Consider the following 17,492-nt stretch of genomic DNA (forward strand, 5'->3'; position numbering starts at 1 on the left):
TGGCGCTCCTTAATCCTCTTTCGCATCCAGGCCGACGATCTTCTTCAAGGCCGCGCCGAGTTTGGGGTAGTTGACCTTCACGCCGTCGTCGAGGTCGATCTCCACCTGCTCGGTGGCCAGCGGGTAAAGCACTTCGCGCTCGTACTCCTCCATCTCGGCGATCATCTTAGTGATTTTCTCGATCTCCTTCAGGGCCTTGGTCTTCTCGCCCTGGCTGCTGCTGGCGCTGATGCTGACCGCCTCCAGGTGGTTCTTGTGGGAGGTGAGCTTGGTGCGGAACTCGCGCAGATAGTCGTTGAGCACCACGCTGACCGTATCCGGGCGGTAGCGGTGCATGTAGATCAGCGCGTTGAAACTTCCCTTGGGGCTGGAGAACAGCCAGTAGATGGGCCGCTTCTTGTAGCGCTTCACATGGTCGGTGTAGAACTCGCCGAGGAAGTAGTCGCGGATGCCGTAGTTACGCTTGCCCTTGATGTTCAGGCCCTGCTCAACGAAGCGGAGGTTGTCCTCGTAGTGCTCATCGCCAAAGGCTACGCGCAGGAACTTGCGGAATCGCTCGGCGATGTCGTCGGTGAACCAGTCGCCATCGAGCATGGGGATGACGTTGTCGTCATCCGCCGGGAAGCTGGGCTCCGGAACTCGCTTCAGGTAGTCCTCGATGGTCTCACCCTGGTTGGCCAGGATTAGCCCCGGCTTGTCCAGCGCGTAACGGCCGAACATGCAGCCCACGGCATAGGAGACCAGCTCGCGCATGGTGTCGGCCAGCAGCAGCGCCTCCAGCTCTTCCTCGCTCTTGTCGTTGCCGTAGCGGTAGTGCGGGTTGCAGGTCAGGGTGATTTCGTTGAGTGGTACATCCGGCGTCAACTCATCCTGCAGGCCGTAGGCGTCGATGAAGATGCGGTTGTTTTCCTGCTCCAGCCGCTGCATCTCCAGCGTCATCTCTCGCCAGTGGGCGCGAAGCTCTTGGTAGGTGGCTTTTAGGGTTGGCTGGTGGTAGTCGGGATTCAGTAACGGGAGGCTGGTGAAGTCCCATGAGTTTTCAAAGGAGTCCCAGTCTTGCTTCGCAAGAGCCACGCATTCAACAGATGTGGCTTCATTGATTCCCTTTATATACGGAAGGTTTTTGGCAGTTCCTACAGTTACGTTAACAGTACTTCCTTGGATTTTAAGCAACTGGCCAACCGCACAACTGTTTAATGAAGCTAATAAGCGATGTAAATCTCCTCCAAACGCTGATGGTGCAGCATCGACAAAGGCAAACTGTTCTGTGCGTAGACGAAATGAAGGGCGGCCAGTAGCCACTTTCCCCCAAGACACAGCATCCTTGAAAAAATATTGCGTATTTCTCGGAACTGATTTTTCAAAGTTTTTAATCTCATACCCATCATCTTCCCAATTCATAACAGTTTCATTGCTTCCAAACCACTTCCTAAACCCTCCAGCTTTGTCGGTTGGTACCCATTTCTCTTTTTCATTGGGATTAAAGCGGATCTTAGAATAGTCAACTTCCCAAAAGCTCCTTAAAAAACGCGGATCATCCCTAGTTCCAAGACCTTCCTTGACTTCAAAAAACTCCCCAATTTTTGGGAAGCTGAATGCTTCTCGAACTTTTCTAGATAACCAATATGCAACTGGGGCTTCTGGGATTTTTTGAAAATCATCCGACGAAGCATTAAAAAACCAGCCACATCTGCGATTTTTTATTGCTTCGATTGCCATCGTAGACTTTTCAAGCTCAGAGCCGCCGTCAATTAAGCGAAGATAATCACCCATCTGGGTGGGGTTGTTTGAATTCATAAAAACAAAAGCTGTTGTTGACACAACGACCCCTCCGATTGTGTCAAATCCTCGCTCCCCAAGATGGGCCATAGTCAATATGGTCGACTCGGCAAGCATCTTTGATCTCAGCTTTTCGAACGATGTAAGAAACATCCAGCTCTGCATAGTGATCATTGCGACCAGACCACGTTCCATTGCAAGGCTGTAGTTACGTTCGATAAACATCGAAAACAGATCCGCTTTGCTGCTTGGATAGATGTCCGAAGACCATGATTTAAGCCGCCCGTTCATACCGCCACTATTCATGTACGGCGGATTAGCAATCACCACATGGTATTTGGGACTCAGGTAATCGGCCTGCCGCAGGGCTTGCAGAACCTTCTGGTGGGTCATGCTGATAAACAATTGCCCGGAGACATTCTTTGACTCCAGAATCCTGAGCATGCCGTCCACATCGGTCACATCCGGACGGATTAGGGAACCAAAGTTATCAGCCTCTTCGAACTGACGCAGGGTGGTTTGCAGCGGAGCAGCGAACAGATCACGCCCGACAAAGTCCATGTATTCCTTTAGCTCACCCTCGTCGAAACGCACACTCTCCAGCACACAAATATTGGGCTGCACCGGCTTCCGGAAGAATCGGCGCTGCTTTGACCGTGCCTTCATAGTTAAGGCAAAAGCGGCCAGTTCCCCGGCGCGTTCGTCGATCTCGATGCCGTAGAGGTTGTTCGTGAGGATCTTCTCCGGAATCTCGGCGGGATCAACGCCGTCCTCCTCGTAGATGGCATAGAGCAGGTCAAAGGCATAGGTGAGCATGTGGCCGGAGCCGCAGGCCGGGTCACAGATCTTGATCTCTTCCGGGCTATTGATTTTCAGGAAATCAGTTTCTGGTTGTTCGGGCTTGATGTAGTAGTCCATCTGCTCGACCAACTTCGAGCCGGGACGGTTGAGCAGCCACAGGCGGCCGAGGGAGTTTTCCACCAGATAGCGCACGATCCAATGCGGGGTGAAAAGCTGGGTGGCGGCTGGAATGTTCTCGGGCGTGATCTTCTTGTTTTTCTTCAGGCCATCGAACACCTCGTCTTTCTTTTCGGAGATGTAAAACTGGTAAAGCCAGCCAATGACTTCAACAATTGGTTCTTCAGTTTTTGGGTCTTTGCAGGCATCCGGCGTCATCGCCTCGCGGGTGTAGGCGAGGATGGAGTTGCCCGAGAGCAGGTCGTCAGGCATCAGCAGTTCGGTGTAGTCATCGATGCGCTGGAACAGGAACGGCATCGCCTTGTTCCAGAAGTTGCAGGCGGCGACCACCAGCAGGCGGTAAGCCTCGCCCTGCGGATCGCGGCTGGGCGCTTTGCCGTCGAGCAGTGCGAAGATCTGCTGCCGGACTTTGTCGTGCACCATCTCCTCGTCGATGTGCCCCATCTTGGCCTCGGCCAAAATCTCCGGCTGGAACTGCCCCTCGGCGGGCGACACCACGCCGATGCGGGTGTAGCGGTTCACATCCATGAAGCGCAGGGCGCAGAAGCGATTGAACCAGATATAGGCCACCCGCTCGATGACCTGTTCCTTGCCATGCCCCTTGATCGCCTCTTCCAGTTTCTTGACGGCCTCGGCACGTTCACGCCGGGCGGCGCTGTTCTCTGCCAGAACGAGTTTCAGCTTGGCGGAGACCTGCTCCAGCAGGCTGCGCCGAGCGAACTGAGCGAATTTTTTGAGTTTTGCTGTTTCCATGAACTAAGCCCCCAACCCGGCAAGCTGGTTAAACTGAAGGTAGTTAGGCCAGTCGACCTTCATCGCCCGGTCGGGGGTGTCATGACGTTCTGCATTACGGGTGATCCGCGTTTTCCTCTTTGCGATGCTGGTATGCCCTATACTAATGAAGCGACTTTTATAGCCGTTCAAAAATTCATTCTGATTCCAGAAACCTTTGCCAATCTCCTGGCAATATTTGACAAAACACTGTGAACCCAGCAATTGTTTGACGATTTGGTTCCATCCATCTTTTGTGCGCTTCATCTCGATGTAGATAATGCATTTCTTCTCCGCGCTGATGATTACGTAATCAGCGCGTTTACATTCACCATTGCCACCATTGAAAACATCATCTGGCGACCGGAATGCGTCTACCTTGATAATCATTACGTCAGCTGGCAGATTTCGAATCGTTGCCTTGGAATCTGGTGCTTGTGGTTCACTGAGTTTGACAAGCGGCTTGCCGTACTCTTCTTCCGGTTGTACCAATGCAGTGCCCTTGATCATTTGGGAAAGGATATCCATATCCGGCATCACTCATCTCCTCCCCAAACAATTTCTTCCTGGATTCGATTCATATCTTCTATCGTCTTATCGAAACTACGCGCTTCTATCCCAAGCTTGCTGTCAATGTCGGCTTGAACGAGTGTCTGGCATCTTGTTTTGCGCTGCGCTCCATCTAACTTAATGAGCGCTTCTTCCGCTATGTAGACTCTTACCTTGTCAGAATTCAGCATTTCAGAGGCCTTGTAATGCTCGCGTTCCGCAAGAGCCTTTAGCCGTTCTCCTCCCTGATTGAGCATAATCAAGGTATTCAGCTCTTTGATAATGTAGTCGCTGTGCGTCGTGATAAATACATTGATTCCGACATTTACCAGTCGTGCAAAAAGGCGAGCTACACGCCGCTGATTTTCCGGGTGGAGGTTCAGCTCCGGCTCATCGACCATAAGAAGATCACCCGGAGTGGCCACGTGCCGAAGGTAGAACCCGATATCCAATAGCGAGCGCACCGCACTTGAACTTTCATCCATAGTTAATTTGATGCGTTTGCCCTTTGGGACGTAATAGAGCTCGTCGCTTTTAGTAACGAGATAGTCACCACCAATGATGTCCGTGAAGTCATTGAGTATTTCAGGGTGTTCCTTAGCTATAAAGCTATCCTTCTTGGCGAGCTCTTCAAGCTGGCGCGTGAAGTCAACATTTGACTTAACAGGAAGCGCGTAGTCGGTATAAACCTTTGAAAGCAATTCGAAAGGATTTATGTCCTTTTCCATGGAACCCATTTCTTCCAGTAGTCTGTTACGTGCGAAATTGAGTTCCTTTCTGAATATTGCCGCGCCGGTTCGTTCCGCACTGGCAATAAACGGATGAGGGAATAGGTGCCCAAAAACGATATCCTTCAAGGCATCCCCAATGATCCGGCTTATAACGTCCTGCGGTATTCTGACTTTCTCTTTCTCTACCAACAGCGAAATAGTTACCAACGGTAAGTCCGCTTTTTTCGAGATGGAGAACAGCTGCGTTTTTGCTGCTCCCATTGTGCGTTCAAAGGTTGGTACTGGCTGAATGTCGCTTGAATCCAAATCAACAGAGAAGTGGCTTTCGGAAAAATGTTTATCCGACGACGCAAAAACATGGGGCAGTTGCTCTGTAAAAGCCGCGCAGCCTTTTTTGAGTATTGACTGCGCGTTGCCAATATAATCCTGGATATCCAACTCAACGCTTCCCTCATTCAAGAGGCGTCGAATATCTCCATCCGGCACTTTGATTGAAAACGCATCTCGCCAAAAAGACAGGAAACCAAACAGCGCATAAGTGGCGTAGGTCTTCCCGGTGTTATTTCCGCCGCAGATTATCGTCAGTTCGCCAAGCGTGAACTCCGCTTGTTTTATAGCGCCGAGATTTTTTATCGAAATCTTCATATCGCTGATCTCCTTAAATTTGAATTCGTTTGCCTTTACGGATTTCTTCCAGCAGCGCCTCGCGCATGGATTCCAGGTAGCGTTCCACGTCGGTCTCGTCGGCCAGCCAGGCTTTATCGAATGAGACCTTCACCGAGCGGCTGGGCACATACTCGATGCGCGGTTCCGGTTTGGCCGGTGGCGTGGGCTTCGTATCTTCATCCGGCTTGGCGGTTTCGCCGGGCTCCGGAGCAGGCTCGGGTGTTGGTGCCGGTTGCGCCCAGGATGTCATCTGCGAAAGCAGGCGCTGGTAGTCGCTTTCCTCAAACCGGCGCAGGGTGTCGCGGATAACGGCAATCAGCTTCTGGCGCTCGATAGCCACGTTGAATTCGTTGAACGGGCGGGTGATCTGCTCCTGCTGATCGCCGTTCAGTGCGCCGAATTCAGCCATGCCGCAGAGACGGCCTTTAAGAGCGGCGACCGTCTCCTTGGCTTTGGCAATCTCGGCCTCGATCTGGGCCGTGACCTTCTCCTGCAGGGTTTCGACTTGCGTCTTCACCTGCTGCATGCGGTTGCCCTTGAAACATTCCGGATCGGTCAAGCTGGCAACCACCTGAGCGGTTTCGTCGCCATCGATGTAGGCGAAGTTGGGCTCCTGAGTTTGAACGAACTTGCGGGCGTTATCGAAGATGCCTTTCTGCGGCCCGCTCATGAATTTGCGGACAGGATCGATGACGCTTTCTTTCATGTCGAGCAGCGCGTCTTCCTGGCGGGTGAGTTCGGTCAGATACCAGGTATAGGGCTTGCCGGTCAGTTCCTTGAGCTTCTCAAGCACCGGTGTCAGTGCATTCAGAAACGGATATTGGGATGCCTGGGCCGCCAGCGGGTTGAGCTGATGCATGAGTTCCTGGAGCGCGGTTCCGGTCTCCTTGCCGAGCGCCTTCGCTTCACTGGCGCGGGGCGGGGCATCGAAGAAGTCCTCAAAGAACTCCTTGAGGGCGCGGACCTGCGATGCGGTAAATTCGACCTGCGGTTCCAGCACCACATTGCCGTGGCCATGGGTGTTGCGCAGCGCCCGTTCCAACTCGTCCTCTTCCAGCAGGTTGCCGTCGGTGCGGACTTCGACCTTACCGCGAGCGCACAGGTTGGCCAAGGTGCAAAGCACGGCGGCGTAGTACCAGCCGTAGGGTTTGCGCTCGAATTTCTCCAGCAGGTTTTTCAGCGTGGTACGCACGCCACCCCGGTTATTGCTCTGAATGAACGCCAACAGCTCCTGCTCGGACTCGGCCAGGGAGGTGGCGTCGTTGCCGAACAGCCCCTGCTGTGAATGCTTGAGGCATTTGGCGATGTCGTTTTCGGTGTAGGTGATGCCGCGCAGCATGCGAAGGTTCGGATAGGCGCGGGAGATGAGCTCGTGGAATCCGCGCAGCACTCGGGTCTGGGCATCCTCGGAACCGATTTCGATGTCGGCTCCTGCCACGAACAATTTGGCCTTACCCATCAGGTTTTGAACGCGCTGCTGCAGTTCGGCATACCGTTCGCGGTTCTGGAAGCCCTTGTCGGTCAGAATGCGTTTGACCGCCTCCTGTTGCGTGATCGAGATATTCTGGCGGATGTATTTCTCCGTCCGCTTGTACATGAGGATGTCGCGAACGAGGCGTTCATCCGCAGGCATCAGAATCAGCAGTTCGTCCCGGCCCATGCTCTGCATCCGCAGGATGGACTCACTTTCGGCGTTTTCATGGAACGGGCTGATGACATGGATGGCCAGCTCGTACTCGCGCCCGTGCAGTCGATCATCGAGCTTTCTGGAGAACGGGTAGTCCTGGCCATTCTCGTCGTAACGAATCTTCCGTTGCTTGATGACGTGGTCGAAAACAATCTTCTCAAGTTCGGCGGCAACATCCGATGATTCCACCTCGGTGTTCTTGATTTCCTGCTCGACGTCTTTTTCCTCGTCGGTCAGGTATTCGTAGAGCTCGCCATTGCGCTGCACGTAGGTCTGCTGTTCAAGGAGGCTGAGGGCTTCTTCGACCCGTTTTCGCAGCGCGGGCAGATCCTGATTGAAGCCGTCCAGCATCAGGACGCACAGGTTGCGAAGAGTCGGCTTGAACTCCTTGACGTATTTGACCAGGAAGAGCGTTTTCAACAGCCGGATCGCGAAAGGGCCATCAAGGTGGTTTTCTGCCTGGATGATGGCTCGCTGGATATTGGATTTCAGCGCGGTGCGAATCCCCTCGAACATCAAGTCGAAGGTCGCCAACTGACCGATTTCATGATCCCCGATCTGGATCGCAACCTGCTGGAACACACCCAGCATGGAACGTTCGCCCACCGAGCTGTGCTTGCCCTCAAAGGCGTTGTGCTGCGACAGATTCTGAATGGCCGACTGGAACAGCGCGAACTGGTACGGAATGAACGGATAGCTGTGAATGAAGTGGTCCCGATCCTGATAGTTCCGGTAGGTTTGCGAGCCGTCGGCAAAGTCGAACAGGGTCTTAAAATTGTTGGACTGCGCGTGATAAATGTCCGACAGCAGACGAACGCCTTCTTCGGTTTTCATGAGCAGACGCTTCTGGATAACCTCCGCCACGTCGGCGCTGGTCAACTTCATGCGATTGGCGAACCGCGCCTGGATCTTCGAGAAGTCGTTGCCTTGCTGTTTGCCCATCTCGCCGACAACCGTCCCCATGTCCTCCTGGGCGGTCACGATGACCCATGCGCGGCCTCGGCATTTAGTTGCCATGCTCTCGGCGATGGTTTGGAGGTTGGTCATCAGCTTGACGTTTTCAGCGATGTACTGACCGACCTCATCAACAAAGAAGTTCAGGCGGAAATCGGGCGATTGCCGCTCGATATACGCATGTACCTGTTCGGCAAAATCTTCTATGGAGACACGGTATTGGCTGCGGTATTTATCGAGTAGCCCCATGGCCGATGCCTCGTCACCACCGGTTGCCTGGGCATAGGCTTTGGCAATGTTTTTCGCCTCCAGCAGAGCCTGCTCGCGGCCCTTTTGCCACGTTCTGCCCGCAATGGATTCATAGGCCGATTTGAACTGGTCATAAAGGCCACGACTGTCGAGGTCGCGCTCGAACTGGGCGATGTGCCCCTGCTTGCCGTAGTAACCGCACATCTCGTCAAAGACCTTGACGAAGACTGCGAGGAGCGCATCGATCTGGGTCTTGCTGATAACGTCAGCTTTCTGGTCGATGTTGAACAGAATGCTTTTCGACGGGATGGCGACGGCTCGCTTGAGATCACCGCGAAGGATTTCGTTGTCGCCACACTTGGGCAGGAACAGGTCAAGAGCCGAGGCCCCGTCGATCTGCCGGTTTTCGAGCAGGAGCGCCAGCATCTTCAACAGGTGGGATTTACCTGAACCGAAGAAGCCGGAAACCCAAACACCATTGGCACCTTCATAGTTGTTGTAGGCGTCCAGAAAGGATTCAAGCCGCTTCTCGACTTCGTTGGTCAGTACGTATTCTTCAATTTCGAGGCGAAGGCTGGCTTCATCGTCAGCTTTGATGACCCCTTCAATCGGGCGGTCAACTGGCTTGTTAAAAATGGTCTTAAGAGTCATCACGCTTCCCTCGTTTATGCTTCGCAGTGAAAGATGTTGAACGCCCGGTAGTACTTGTCGTCATGCAGCCTTCCGAAGAGATCGAGCGATGCTCCGGACTCCAGGGAGTGGGTGTAGGCTCCCGGGAAAAACATGACGGTCGGCTTTTCTTTCGCCGTGCTCTGCAAATTGTTCAAAACGTTGTGCGAGCGGATGTAGGGGAACACCTCGCCAACGCCGGACAGAAAAAGAACCTCGAAATCCGTGCTTGCCAGCTTGGCCGCAATGGCCGGAACAAGATGCGCTTCAGGGTCCAGCACGCCTTGCAGCAGCTCCTTGAGCTGCTCTTTGGAGACGGAATCCTCCATTTCGACAATCTGGTCCCAGATGTCACGCTCTTTGAGGATTTCTATCGAAAGGTCATACAGATTGATTTCCAGAATCCGGACACCGGCCTGCTCAAGGCGATTGACCAGCTGACGCTGGAGCCGCTCCATTTCGACGGACTCTTCCGGCTTGAAGGGGCAGATGAAAAATGGAACCTCGTTACCGAGACCTTGCTTGTTGAGAAAACGCTGGCCTGAGATCACAGCAAAGAGATGCTGAAATCTGTCCTGCATTGGCTTTCTGGCTATATCTGCTGTCACTACGCCATCCCCTTCAGTTCTGATTCAAATACAGGGAAGTACAAAACATCCCTGCGGCTGCCTTGATGAAACAGTTCCAACAGTCTTGGACTGAGCATGGCAGCGTGGATCATGTTGTTGGCCGTTAGGAGATCGGCCTCGCGAAGCATCTTGAACAGGACCTGCCGCAATTTGCCTCGTGTCGCCGGGGTGATCTCATCCAGTTCCAAATGCCACTCGGATTTCCGGTTGAAGAAGGAATCAAAATCCTCGTGGGTCAGATCGCTTTTCAATGTGATGTAGCGCTCCCGAAGCACTTCGACGGCAAAATCAGCGATGAATCTGTACCGGCGGCAAACGGCGAGCCACAGGAGATAGGCCTGCTCTTGGTGGCTGCCCTCAACAAGGGATTCAAGTTCGCCTGGGCTCAGCGTTCTAAGCCGAGAGATGACCTCGCGGCAGACACGTTTGAGCGTATTCAGCGTTCTGGTCTGAAGTAAGTTTTCTGCGATGACTTTGTCTCGAACAGCGTTCCAGTCGCCAAGATCAAGATACAGCGCGGCCAGCTCCACCGATTCACGGTGAAAAAGACTGCCCGTTGTAAATGACATGCTGTACCTATCGTTACTCATTCTTGGTCAGGATTCCTTTTTATAGTGTTCGGCAGCGCCACCGGCCTTTACCCATTCGTCGACCTCGTCTTTCTTGAACTTCCAAAGACGGCCCATGCGATGGGCGGGCATCGCATGCTTGTCGATCCAGCGGTAAACGGTGTCACTGCTGACACCGAGGTATTTGCCTATCTCGTCTACTGATAACCAGCGGTCTTCTATCTCGGCCATATCTCCAACTCCTCAAGGGCGATTGGTTTTCTTGCCACGCCAGAGGCGGTAACGGGGACGCTGGTCAGAGCTTCCCCAAGTTAAAACGTCCTTTAATATATTTAGGCAGGGGCCGATTGTCAAACGTTTTCGTCCGGATAAAGCCGCAAAGGTCTGCTCACGGGCGTAACCACTCGCCGCTGGCGACTCTCTCCGCGTAAGACGGGCATGGCATCAAGTAGGTCCAGGCGGGAATAGAGGTGCGCTTGCAAAGCACCGCCACCATCACCCGCTGATACATGCTGTGCCCGCCGGGCCGAAAGCCTTCCAGCCGGTCGATGGGCAGGAGGTCGCGTTGCGGGTCGGTGAAGGTCACCAGCTCCCCGTGGATCAGATCCCAGTCACCGGTCGGGCGGCCGAAACGTGGTATGTCGATCTCCTGCTGTCTGCGGGCGTCGGCCAGCGGATCGGCGGTGCCCTGGGACAGGATCAGACCCTCCGGCACTTCGAGCGCCGGGAACCCTGCGTGGAGATGGTAGAGCCTGCCCCAGACCACGGCCGGTTCGACGCTGCGAGCCTGGGCGCAGAAGCGTTGATGGTTCCAGTAGCCCCGTTTCAAGGTGCCGTAGACGAAGAGCCGGAGGGTGGTCTCCGGACTGTCTTCCGGGTTTGTGTTCAGCTTCGCGGTGTCTCCAATGTTCATGCATTCACTCCTTCGGGCAGTGTCCCTTTGCGCTCCTGGGGTATGAAGCGGAATTCGCTGTTTTCGATGGCCCGCACATCCTCGTGGCGGATGGTGAGCATGGTCATGGGCGGCACCTCCAGCTCGCGCCAGCCCTTCTCGTTGTCCACGGCAAAGTCGATGAAAGCGGCCTCCGAGGCGTAGAGCACCATCCGGTGCTGGCGGTGGACGCGCAGGCAGAGCGGCTTGTTGCCCTTGAGCACGGTGATGGTGCCCGGGTCGAGCCGCGAGGCCAGCACGGCGCTCATCTGGCCGCGACAGAGGGCGAGCGCCTTCTTCAGGCCCTCCTGGTCGATGGGGCCTTCGGGCGCGAAGCGGTCGGCCAGGCGGAAGATCAGCTCGCTATCCACCTCGGCGTAGCGCGGCAGCCCGAGGCGGCGGAACAGATAATCGGCGTTGTAGATGGTGCCATTGTGGGTGCCGATGACGATCCCGGCCCGGATGGGATGATTGTTGCGATTGTTGAACTCGTTGCCCCGGGTGCGCCAGCGGGTGTGGCCCATGAGGATGGTGGTCTCGTTGTCGACCTGCCCGAGCAGCTCCTGAAACGGCTTCTCGTAGACCAGCTCGTGCGCCTGCATCGGCCGCTTGAAGATGCGGTGGCTGCCGTCGGTCTTGAGCCAGGCCAGACCGGAGGCGTGCGGTCCGCGTTCCTCGCTGTGCAGCAGCATGCGGATGAAGAGCTCGCGCAGGTAATCCCGCTCGTTGGGCCGTCTGCGCTTGCGGCCGAAGATGATGCCTACTTGTCCGCACATGGAGCCGGGTCCTCCTTGCCGCCGAAGTCCTTGCCGAGCGGTCTCGTCCCCTCGAGGACGAAGGCCGCGTATTCGCGCCGGTGGTCCGCCAGCCACTCGGCCACCTCCGGGTAGCCCATCTCGGCGGTCAGCCGGGTCACCTCCGGGTGGTCGAGCATGTTGGTGCGCCCGGAGAGCCGCACCGTCTCAAGGGCTTCGAGGAAGCGCTCCGGCCAGGGATCGCTGGCCTTGTCGTCGGGCAGAAACTCGATCAGGCCGTGCCGGGCCAGACGGGTGAGAAACTCGGCGGCCGCAGCGGCGGCGTCCTCCGGCAATGGTTGGGTCGGCCCGCCTTCGATGCCGGAGAGCACCTCGGTCATGTAGTCCCGGGGCGCTCGGCTGGCGGTAAACGGCGTCTGGCCGCGCATCAGCTCGACCACCTCAAGGCAGTCAGCGGCCTGGATGGTTTCCCCGCTGCCGGGGATCGGTTCGCCGTCCAGCGTGGTGGAGCGGATCAGAATCTTCATGGGGCACCTCCTTAAACAGTGAGGCCGGGAACTTGCCCGGCCTCGTTGGTGAGAGTGGTGGTTTCGGTTTCGTCCGGGAGGACGTCCTCCGGTTTGGGCCGTCCGTTCTTGAAGGCGGCGTCACCGGGCATGTTGGCCATCAGATGCTTGCGGGCGGTCTTGAACTCGTCGCCGATCAGGCCGAGGTGGAGCAGGAAGACCCGGAAGTCGTACTTGGCGCTCTGGGGATCGAAATCCCGCTTGCGGCTGGAGGCTGCCCGGCCATTGAGCGCCTTGGCGGCGACGGCGAGGCAGAATTGCAGGTAGGCCTTGATCCGTCCCGCGTGGAGAGTCGCCTCGAACCAGCGAAACTCCACCGTGCCCCGGTACCAGACGTTGTGCAGGTTGACCCCGTGATAGCGGCTGTTGTCGTAGTGCTGGGGCTGGCGGTTGTGGTAGCCGTACCAGATGCGGTTGAGCTGGTCCTTGGTGCGGGGGCGATGCTGTTCGATGCGTTGGATCAGCTCGTCGCTGACCGGCCGTGTGTAGCGGTTGAGGCGGTCGCGGCTGATGCCGAGGGCGTGGAGGATCAGCGGCTCCTGCTTGTAGATGATCTTGGCCAGGTTACCCAGGTGCCTGCCGTCGAAGGGCGCGGCGTCGATATGGATGTGGATGCCGCACTGGCTGTTGATCTTGCCACCGGCGCGGCGGATGGCCCGGACCACCTCCTGCAGTTGCGGGATGTCGTCGTAGCCGAGCACCGGGCTGACCACCTCGGCCCGCAGATGGGCCGGGACGCTGGTCAGGGAGGCGTCCCCCACCACCTTCCAGACGCGGCCGCGCAGGTCCTCGACCTCCCAGGGGTCATAGCTGCTGGGAATGCCGACATGGCGGACCGTGCCGCCCACCACCGAGTGGATGGCCCAGGCGATCTGTTCCCGGGTGCGTTTTACGGTCTCGATCTCGATCCCGTAGTGGATCTCTTTCAGGTTCATGCGTGCCTCCGTCGTTCATGGCGCTTCTAAGTCGTTGTCTGGAAAGGCTTTTCATCCTCCGCTTACACCATGAATGAATGCTTCTTTCCGGACACAAATCAAGTAGAAGAACAGCCGAAGCCGACATTTAACACCTTTATTTTCAATGACTTGAGAACTTGGGCGGATTGGGCGGCGCACAGGCGGCAGAAACCCCGGAACGGGCTGGCCGTATCCGGGGTTTCTGGGTTGGCGGTGGCAGTGAGCCGGTCAGCCGGAGGCGGTATCAGAGGTGATCAAGCTGGCGTGCAGCTCGAGGTTGCGCGACTCGTCGGCCCGCATCCGCGCCAGCAGCGCCGTGAAGGCCTCCGCTTCGGTGGCCGGGAGCTTTGACGCCCGTTCCAGCCGCGCCAGGCGCTGGTGCAGATTCTCCAGCAGGCCCAGGGCGTGGTCGCGGATCAGGCCATCGCGCTTCTCTTGCGGCGTGGGGATGAACTCGGTCAGGCCGCCTTTGCGTCGAACGATCATGGCCGTGCCTCCTTAGCTCAGGGTCGCGCCCAGCGAATGGATGCGCGGGTAGATCAGCGGCGTGCCGGTCATTTCGGCCTTGTAGCGGACCTTGTTGCCGGTGTTGTCGGTGAAGGTGCGCACCAGGGTGTACTCGGTCCAGCTCTCGTCGATGGGCCGGGTGTCCTGGATGGTCATGGCCTCCCAGGTCAGGCCGCCGTCGTTGCTGGCGAACCATTGCAGGGTGGTGCCGCTGGGGATTTGCATCTGCACATAGGCCTTGGTCGACTCCACGCCCTGGGTCAGCTCGTTCTCGCGGGTCAGGTAGGCCCCGGTGGTCTTGTTGAGGTAGCCCACCAGGTTGACATCGCGGAAGTTGATGGCCGGGGTGTCGTTGGAAAGCGAGCTGCTCAGACGCACGCGGATCTGGACCCGGGTGGCGAGGTTGGGCAGCCGCTCCTCCTCTGCGGGAACCATGGCGTCCCAGGTCACGCCGCCGTCGGTGGAGTATTCCCAGTCGAGGCCGGTGCCCTGGGGGATGGCCGAGTATTCGTCGAGGTTGATATCGGAGAACTGCACGCCGGTGATCGGCTGGAAGCGGATCATGCCCTCGGATTGAAAGTTGTAGCCGTAGATCTTCATCGCCAGGTCGGAGCCGTTGAGCGGCGTCCAGGTCTCGGCGTTGGAGCTCTCCAGCAGCACGCCTTCCATGTAGGTCTGCCGGGTGATGATGCCCCAGCGGCCCATCTTGCCAAGAGTGGCGGTGCGCACCTTGTAATTGGTGCTGTTGGTCAGCAGCACCACAGCATAGCTGGTGTTGGCCTCGGCGTAGAACGGGTCGTCGAAGCGAATGCGGGTCTCGCCGCTCAAACTGATCTCGTTCGGGGCCAGCACCTTCTCGGCGAACACCACACCGTTGGGCAGACCGGTGGTGACGCCGCGAATCTGCACCGTGACCGGGATGCTCGGGTCCCTGGCGGTAAACTGCAATCCGATGCTGGAGATCACCTGGTTTTGGGTGAAGCTGAAGGTCTGGGCCAGCGGATCGCGGGGTACGAAGATGGTCTGGGTGCGCCAGACCACCTGCACCACGGGTACGCGGATGATGCGGTTCTCGATGATGCGCTCGATGCGGGTAATGACCAGCGGATCGTTGATCTGCAGGCTGGCCCGGGCCGAGTAGACGCCGTCGGCCATCTCCACGATGCGGTTGCCGTTGCGGGCGCTTTCCGGAATGGTGAAGGAGGCGCTGACCCGACCGGCCTCGTCGCTGATCAGGTTGCTGGCCATCGCTTGGCCGTCGCAGCGCAGCACGATGCCGGACTTGCTCGGGGTGAAGTTGATACCGGTGACGGCAATGCCGGTCTGGCCGCGCCGCCCGAGGTTGGGCGTGATCTGCAGCATGGCCGGGGGCTTGTCGAACACGGCGTAGGGGTTGATGTTGCGCTCCTCGGACCAGTCGTTCTGCTCCACCAGCACGGTCTCGTTGCCCGGCAGCAGCGCCAGGCTGCCGAAGAAGCTCGCGTTGCTGCCCGCCTGATCGACCGAGAGCACCGTGGAGTGCGGAATGCGGTCCGGCGCGACGAAACGGGCGATCTCGTTGACCCGGGCATCCCATTCGGCGTGGTAGATGTCCGACTGGGCGGTGTTCGAGAAGTCGTCCGAGTAGATGCCTTTCTTGGTCTGGGCGTCCCGGTTCTGCAGCTCGTTGTTCATCTGGTACTGGGCATCGTTGTACTTCAGGTCCTCGACGTCCTGAATGATGTCGTGGATCTGGTCCATGGTGATGCGGGTCAGGCCGAAGTTGCGGATCTCCATGTCGGTGGAGTTGGGCGGGCAGTCGATGCTGCACAGCCCCAGGGCGTTTTCCGGGACGATGGGCAGCTTCGGGAAATCCGCCGGAGCCCCTTCCAGCCGCTTGATCTCGGTGGTGGTGGCGTAAACGATGTCGCGGCGGCCGAGGTAATAGTCGTAGTCCAGGCTGCAGTTGGAGCCGTTCACCGGCTGATCGCCGAGGCTGCCGCGCCCGAAATTGATCACATTGAGATTGCCCAGCTCAAGCTGCACCGGCGACATGGCGAGTCCGGCCGTGTTGGTGGCCGGAGGCGAAGCGGTGCCGATCTCCTCGACACCGTCGTCGACGTAGGAGAGCGCCTCGCTGCCCAATTCCATCAGGCGCTTGTAGTCGGTGCGTGCGCCGTTGGTTGCTGCCCGGTAGACGCGATAGCCGGTCGCGCCGCTGACCGGCAGCCAGGAGAGCTTGTTCATCTCCCCGGCGGCGGTGGTCCGGGCAATGACCGCAGCGGCGTTGAAGGCCGTCTCGCCAGTGGCGTTGTAGGCGGTCACCAGATAGAAGTAGTTTCCGGCCGCCGGATGGTTGGCCTGCCCGAACCAGCCGCTGTCCACGTAGTCGGTGCCCTTGACCATCTGCTTGGTGTAGGTCCAGCGCACCGTGTAGGTGGTGCCGATGGCCGGTTCATTTCCGGAGCCGAGCCAGTCGACATGGTTGCCGGACTGCTGCCAGTCCACGCCCTCCTGGAAGATGGTCGCCCCCTGACTGACCTCGAGGATGTCCACCACGGGATTGGGATCGAGCAGGTCTTCGCCGCCGCCCACCGAGCCGCGAGTGACGTTGCGGGTGATCTCGACGATGGCTTCCACCTGGGTCGTCTCCTTGAGCGGCGTGGAGTTGACCGGATAGCGGCGCTTGTTGATATCGAAGGTCTTCTGCTCGCCGCGCACCGACTTGGTGGCGATGGATTTGGGCACCAGGGTCGAGGTGGGCAGATCGCGCTGATGCCGGAAGCCCTGGATGTAGGCCCGTCCGGCGTTGGTGATCGCCTCCACGCTGTCGTCGTCGACGCCGCCGATGAAGGTGTCGAAGCCCCGCACCAGATAGCTTCCGGCCTGGTCGAAGGTGCGCTCGGCCAGATTCTGAATCAGGGAATTGAGTCCCTCGGCGGCGGCGAAGGAGAGCTGGTCCTCGGTGATCGAGGAGACGGTGATCCGGCTGCCCGGCAGGGTGCCCAGCAGATCCCGCAGGTAGAGGTTGGACTTCTCCTGCACCGTGGGCGTGACGTCGCCGCTCTCGCGGTCGAACTTGTAGATCGGGATCACCCGGCGCTCGGCCACGTTGTTGGGCAGCGTCTGGCCGCTGGTGTCCGTCGCCTTGAGAGAAAGAACCCATTTTTCCCGCTCGGCGGTGGGCTCGCCGGTGGCCGGATTGATCAGGGCCGGGTCCTGGGTGTAGCCGTAGTTGTACTTCAGCAGCTCCACATAGACGTAATCGGCTCCGCTGGTGGTGGCCGGATCATAGGTCAGGGTCGCGCCGCTCACCTGTTCCAGATGGCCGTCGATGTAGACCACGCCCGGGGCCAGGGTCAGGACGTTGGCGGCCGCGCTGACCTCGAGGCCCATGATGATAGAGCCTTCCTTGAACAGGATGTCGGCGATCTTGCGCCGCTCCAGGTTGATGATGTCCTGCTGCTCGTTGAGTTCGGAATCCAGCAGGTCGCGATCCTGATGATAGCGGATGCGCTTGTAGTTCTTGGTCGGGTCGAATGTCTCGCGTGAGATGCTCATGTTTGA

13 protein-coding genes are annotated in these 17,492 nt (G+C 57.7%); all 13 read right to left on the minus strand.

Going from position 1 to position 17,492, the window contains the following annotated elements:
• Window positions 1–9: 9 nt before the first annotated feature.
• The 13 genes from pglX to JWJ90_RS15935 all read right to left on the minus strand — a co-directional run bounded on the left by pglX (window position 10) and on the right by JWJ90_RS15935 (window position 17,486).
• Window positions 10–3,510, minus strand: coding sequence for a BREX-1 system adenine-specific DNA-methyltransferase PglX (gene pglX, locus JWJ90_RS15875; RefSeq protein ID WP_205228197.1), 3,501 nt, complete (start codon window positions 3,508–3,510; stop codon window positions 10–12).
• Between the two features lie 3 nt (window positions 3,511–3,513).
• On the minus strand, window positions 3,514–4,065 hold the full coding sequence (locus tag JWJ90_RS15880) for a hypothetical protein (RefSeq protein WP_205228198.1): 552 nt from the start codon (window positions 4,063–4,065) through the stop codon (window positions 3,514–3,516).
• Window positions 4,065–5,453 carry an AAA family ATPase gene (locus JWJ90_RS15885; protein ID WP_205228199.1) on the minus strand — a complete coding sequence of 463 codons (1,389 nt, stop codon included), beginning with the start codon at window positions 5,451–5,453 and terminating at the stop codon, window positions 4,065–4,067. The genes JWJ90_RS15880 and JWJ90_RS15885 overlap by 1 nt, the downstream gene beginning before the upstream one ends.
• Before the next feature lie 13 nt (window positions 5,454–5,466).
• The gene (brxC, locus tag JWJ90_RS15890; RefSeq protein ID WP_205228200.1) at window positions 5,467–9,015 is read right to left on the minus strand and encodes a BREX system P-loop protein BrxC; all 3,549 of its coding nucleotides are present in this window, start codon (window positions 9,013–9,015) and stop codon (window positions 5,467–5,469) included.
• A 14-nt stretch (window positions 9,016–9,029) separates the two neighbouring features.
• Window positions 9,030–9,614 carry a DUF1788 domain-containing protein gene (locus JWJ90_RS15895; RefSeq protein WP_205228201.1) on the minus strand — a complete coding sequence of 195 codons (585 nt, stop codon included), beginning with the start codon at window positions 9,612–9,614 and terminating at the stop codon, window positions 9,030–9,032.
• Window positions 9,615–9,640: 26 nt separating this feature from the next.
• On the minus strand, window positions 9,641–10,252 hold the full coding sequence (locus JWJ90_RS15900; RefSeq protein ID WP_240194986.1) for a DUF1819 family protein: 612 nt from the start codon (window positions 10,250–10,252) through the stop codon (window positions 9,641–9,643).
• A 6-nt stretch (window positions 10,253–10,258) separates the two neighbouring features.
• A complete protein-coding gene (locus tag JWJ90_RS15905; RefSeq protein ID WP_205228202.1) occupies window positions 10,259–10,462 on the minus strand; it encodes a helix-turn-helix domain-containing protein in 204 nt (67 codons plus the stop codon).
• A 157-nt stretch (window positions 10,463–10,619) separates the two neighbouring features.
• Window positions 10,620–11,144, minus strand: a complete 525-nt coding sequence (locus JWJ90_RS15910) for a gamma-glutamylcyclotransferase family protein (RefSeq protein WP_205228203.1) — start codon at window positions 11,142–11,144, stop codon at window positions 10,620–10,622.
• A complete protein-coding gene (locus JWJ90_RS15915) occupies window positions 11,141–11,938 on the minus strand; it encodes a glucosamine 6-phosphate synthetase (RefSeq protein ID WP_205228204.1) in 798 nt (265 codons plus the stop codon). The genes JWJ90_RS15910 and JWJ90_RS15915 overlap by 4 nt, the downstream gene beginning before the upstream one ends.
• Window positions 11,923–12,444 (minus strand): DUF5049 domain-containing protein, encoded by a 522-nt coding sequence (locus JWJ90_RS15920; protein WP_205228205.1) that lies wholly within the window; start codon window positions 12,442–12,444, stop codon window positions 11,923–11,925. The genes JWJ90_RS15915 and JWJ90_RS15920 overlap by 16 nt, the downstream gene beginning before the upstream one ends.
• 11 nt (window positions 12,445–12,455) lie before the next feature.
• Window positions 12,456–13,418, minus strand: coding sequence for an amidoligase family protein (locus tag JWJ90_RS15925; protein ID WP_205228206.1), 963 nt, complete (start codon window positions 13,416–13,418; stop codon window positions 12,456–12,458).
• 249 nt (window positions 13,419–13,667) lie between these two features.
• Window positions 13,668–13,925 carry a VrlD gene (locus JWJ90_RS15930; protein WP_092193064.1) on the minus strand — a complete coding sequence of 86 codons (258 nt, stop codon included), beginning with the start codon at window positions 13,923–13,925 and terminating at the stop codon, window positions 13,668–13,670.
• 12 nt (window positions 13,926–13,937) lie between these two features.
• Complete coding sequence (locus JWJ90_RS15935) at window positions 13,938–17,486, minus strand: DUF4815 domain-containing protein (protein WP_205228207.1); 3,549 nt, start codon at window positions 17,484–17,486, stop codon at window positions 13,938–13,940.
• Window positions 17,487–17,492 lie beyond the last annotated feature (6 nt).

The organism is Desulfobulbus rhabdoformis (genome assembly GCF_016919065.1).
In the GTDB taxonomy this organism is placed as follows: domain Bacteria; phylum Desulfobacterota; class Desulfobulbia; order Desulfobulbales; family Desulfobulbaceae; genus Desulfobulbus; species Desulfobulbus rhabdoformis.

Coding starts and splice junctions, on each gene's coding strand:
- pglX (WP_205228197.1), bottom strand. CDS start 3,510: ATGGAAACAGCAAAACTCAAAAAATTCGCTCAGTTCGCTCGGCGCAGC.
- JWJ90_RS15880 (WP_205228198.1), bottom strand. CDS start 4,065: ATGCCGGATATGGATATCCTTTCCCAAATGATCAAGGGCACTGCATTG.
- JWJ90_RS15885 (WP_205228199.1), bottom strand. CDS start 5,453: ATGAAGATTTCGATAAAAAATCTCGGCGCTATAAAACAAGCGGAGTTC.
- brxC (WP_205228200.1), bottom strand. CDS start 9,015: ATGACTCTTAAGACCATTTTTAACAAGCCAGTTGACCGCCCGATTGAA.
- JWJ90_RS15895 (WP_205228201.1), bottom strand. CDS start 9,614: ATGCAGGACAGATTTCAGCATCTCTTTGCTGTGATCTCAGGCCAGCGT.
- JWJ90_RS15900 (WP_240194986.1), bottom strand. CDS start 10,252: ATGAGTAACGATAGGTACAGCATGTCATTTACAACGGGCAGTCTTTTT.
- JWJ90_RS15905 (WP_205228202.1), bottom strand. CDS start 10,462: ATGGCCGAGATAGAAGACCGCTGGTTATCAGTAGACGAGATAGGCAAA.
- JWJ90_RS15910 (WP_205228203.1), bottom strand. CDS start 11,144: ATGAACATTGGAGACACCGCGAAGCTGAACACAAACCCGGAAGACAGT.
- JWJ90_RS15915 (WP_205228204.1), bottom strand. CDS start 11,938: ATGTGCGGACAAGTAGGCATCATCTTCGGCCGCAAGCGCAGACGGCCC.
- JWJ90_RS15920 (WP_205228205.1), bottom strand. CDS start 12,444: ATGAAGATTCTGATCCGCTCCACCACGCTGGACGGCGAACCGATCCCC.
- JWJ90_RS15925 (WP_205228206.1), bottom strand. CDS start 13,418: ATGAACCTGAAAGAGATCCACTACGGGATCGAGATCGAGACCGTAAAA.
- JWJ90_RS15930 (WP_092193064.1), bottom strand. CDS start 13,925: ATGATCGTTCGACGCAAAGGCGGCCTGACCGAGTTCATCCCCACGCCG.
- JWJ90_RS15935 (WP_205228207.1), bottom strand. CDS start 17,486: ATGAGCATCTCACGCGAGACATTCGACCCGACCAAGAACTACAAGCGC.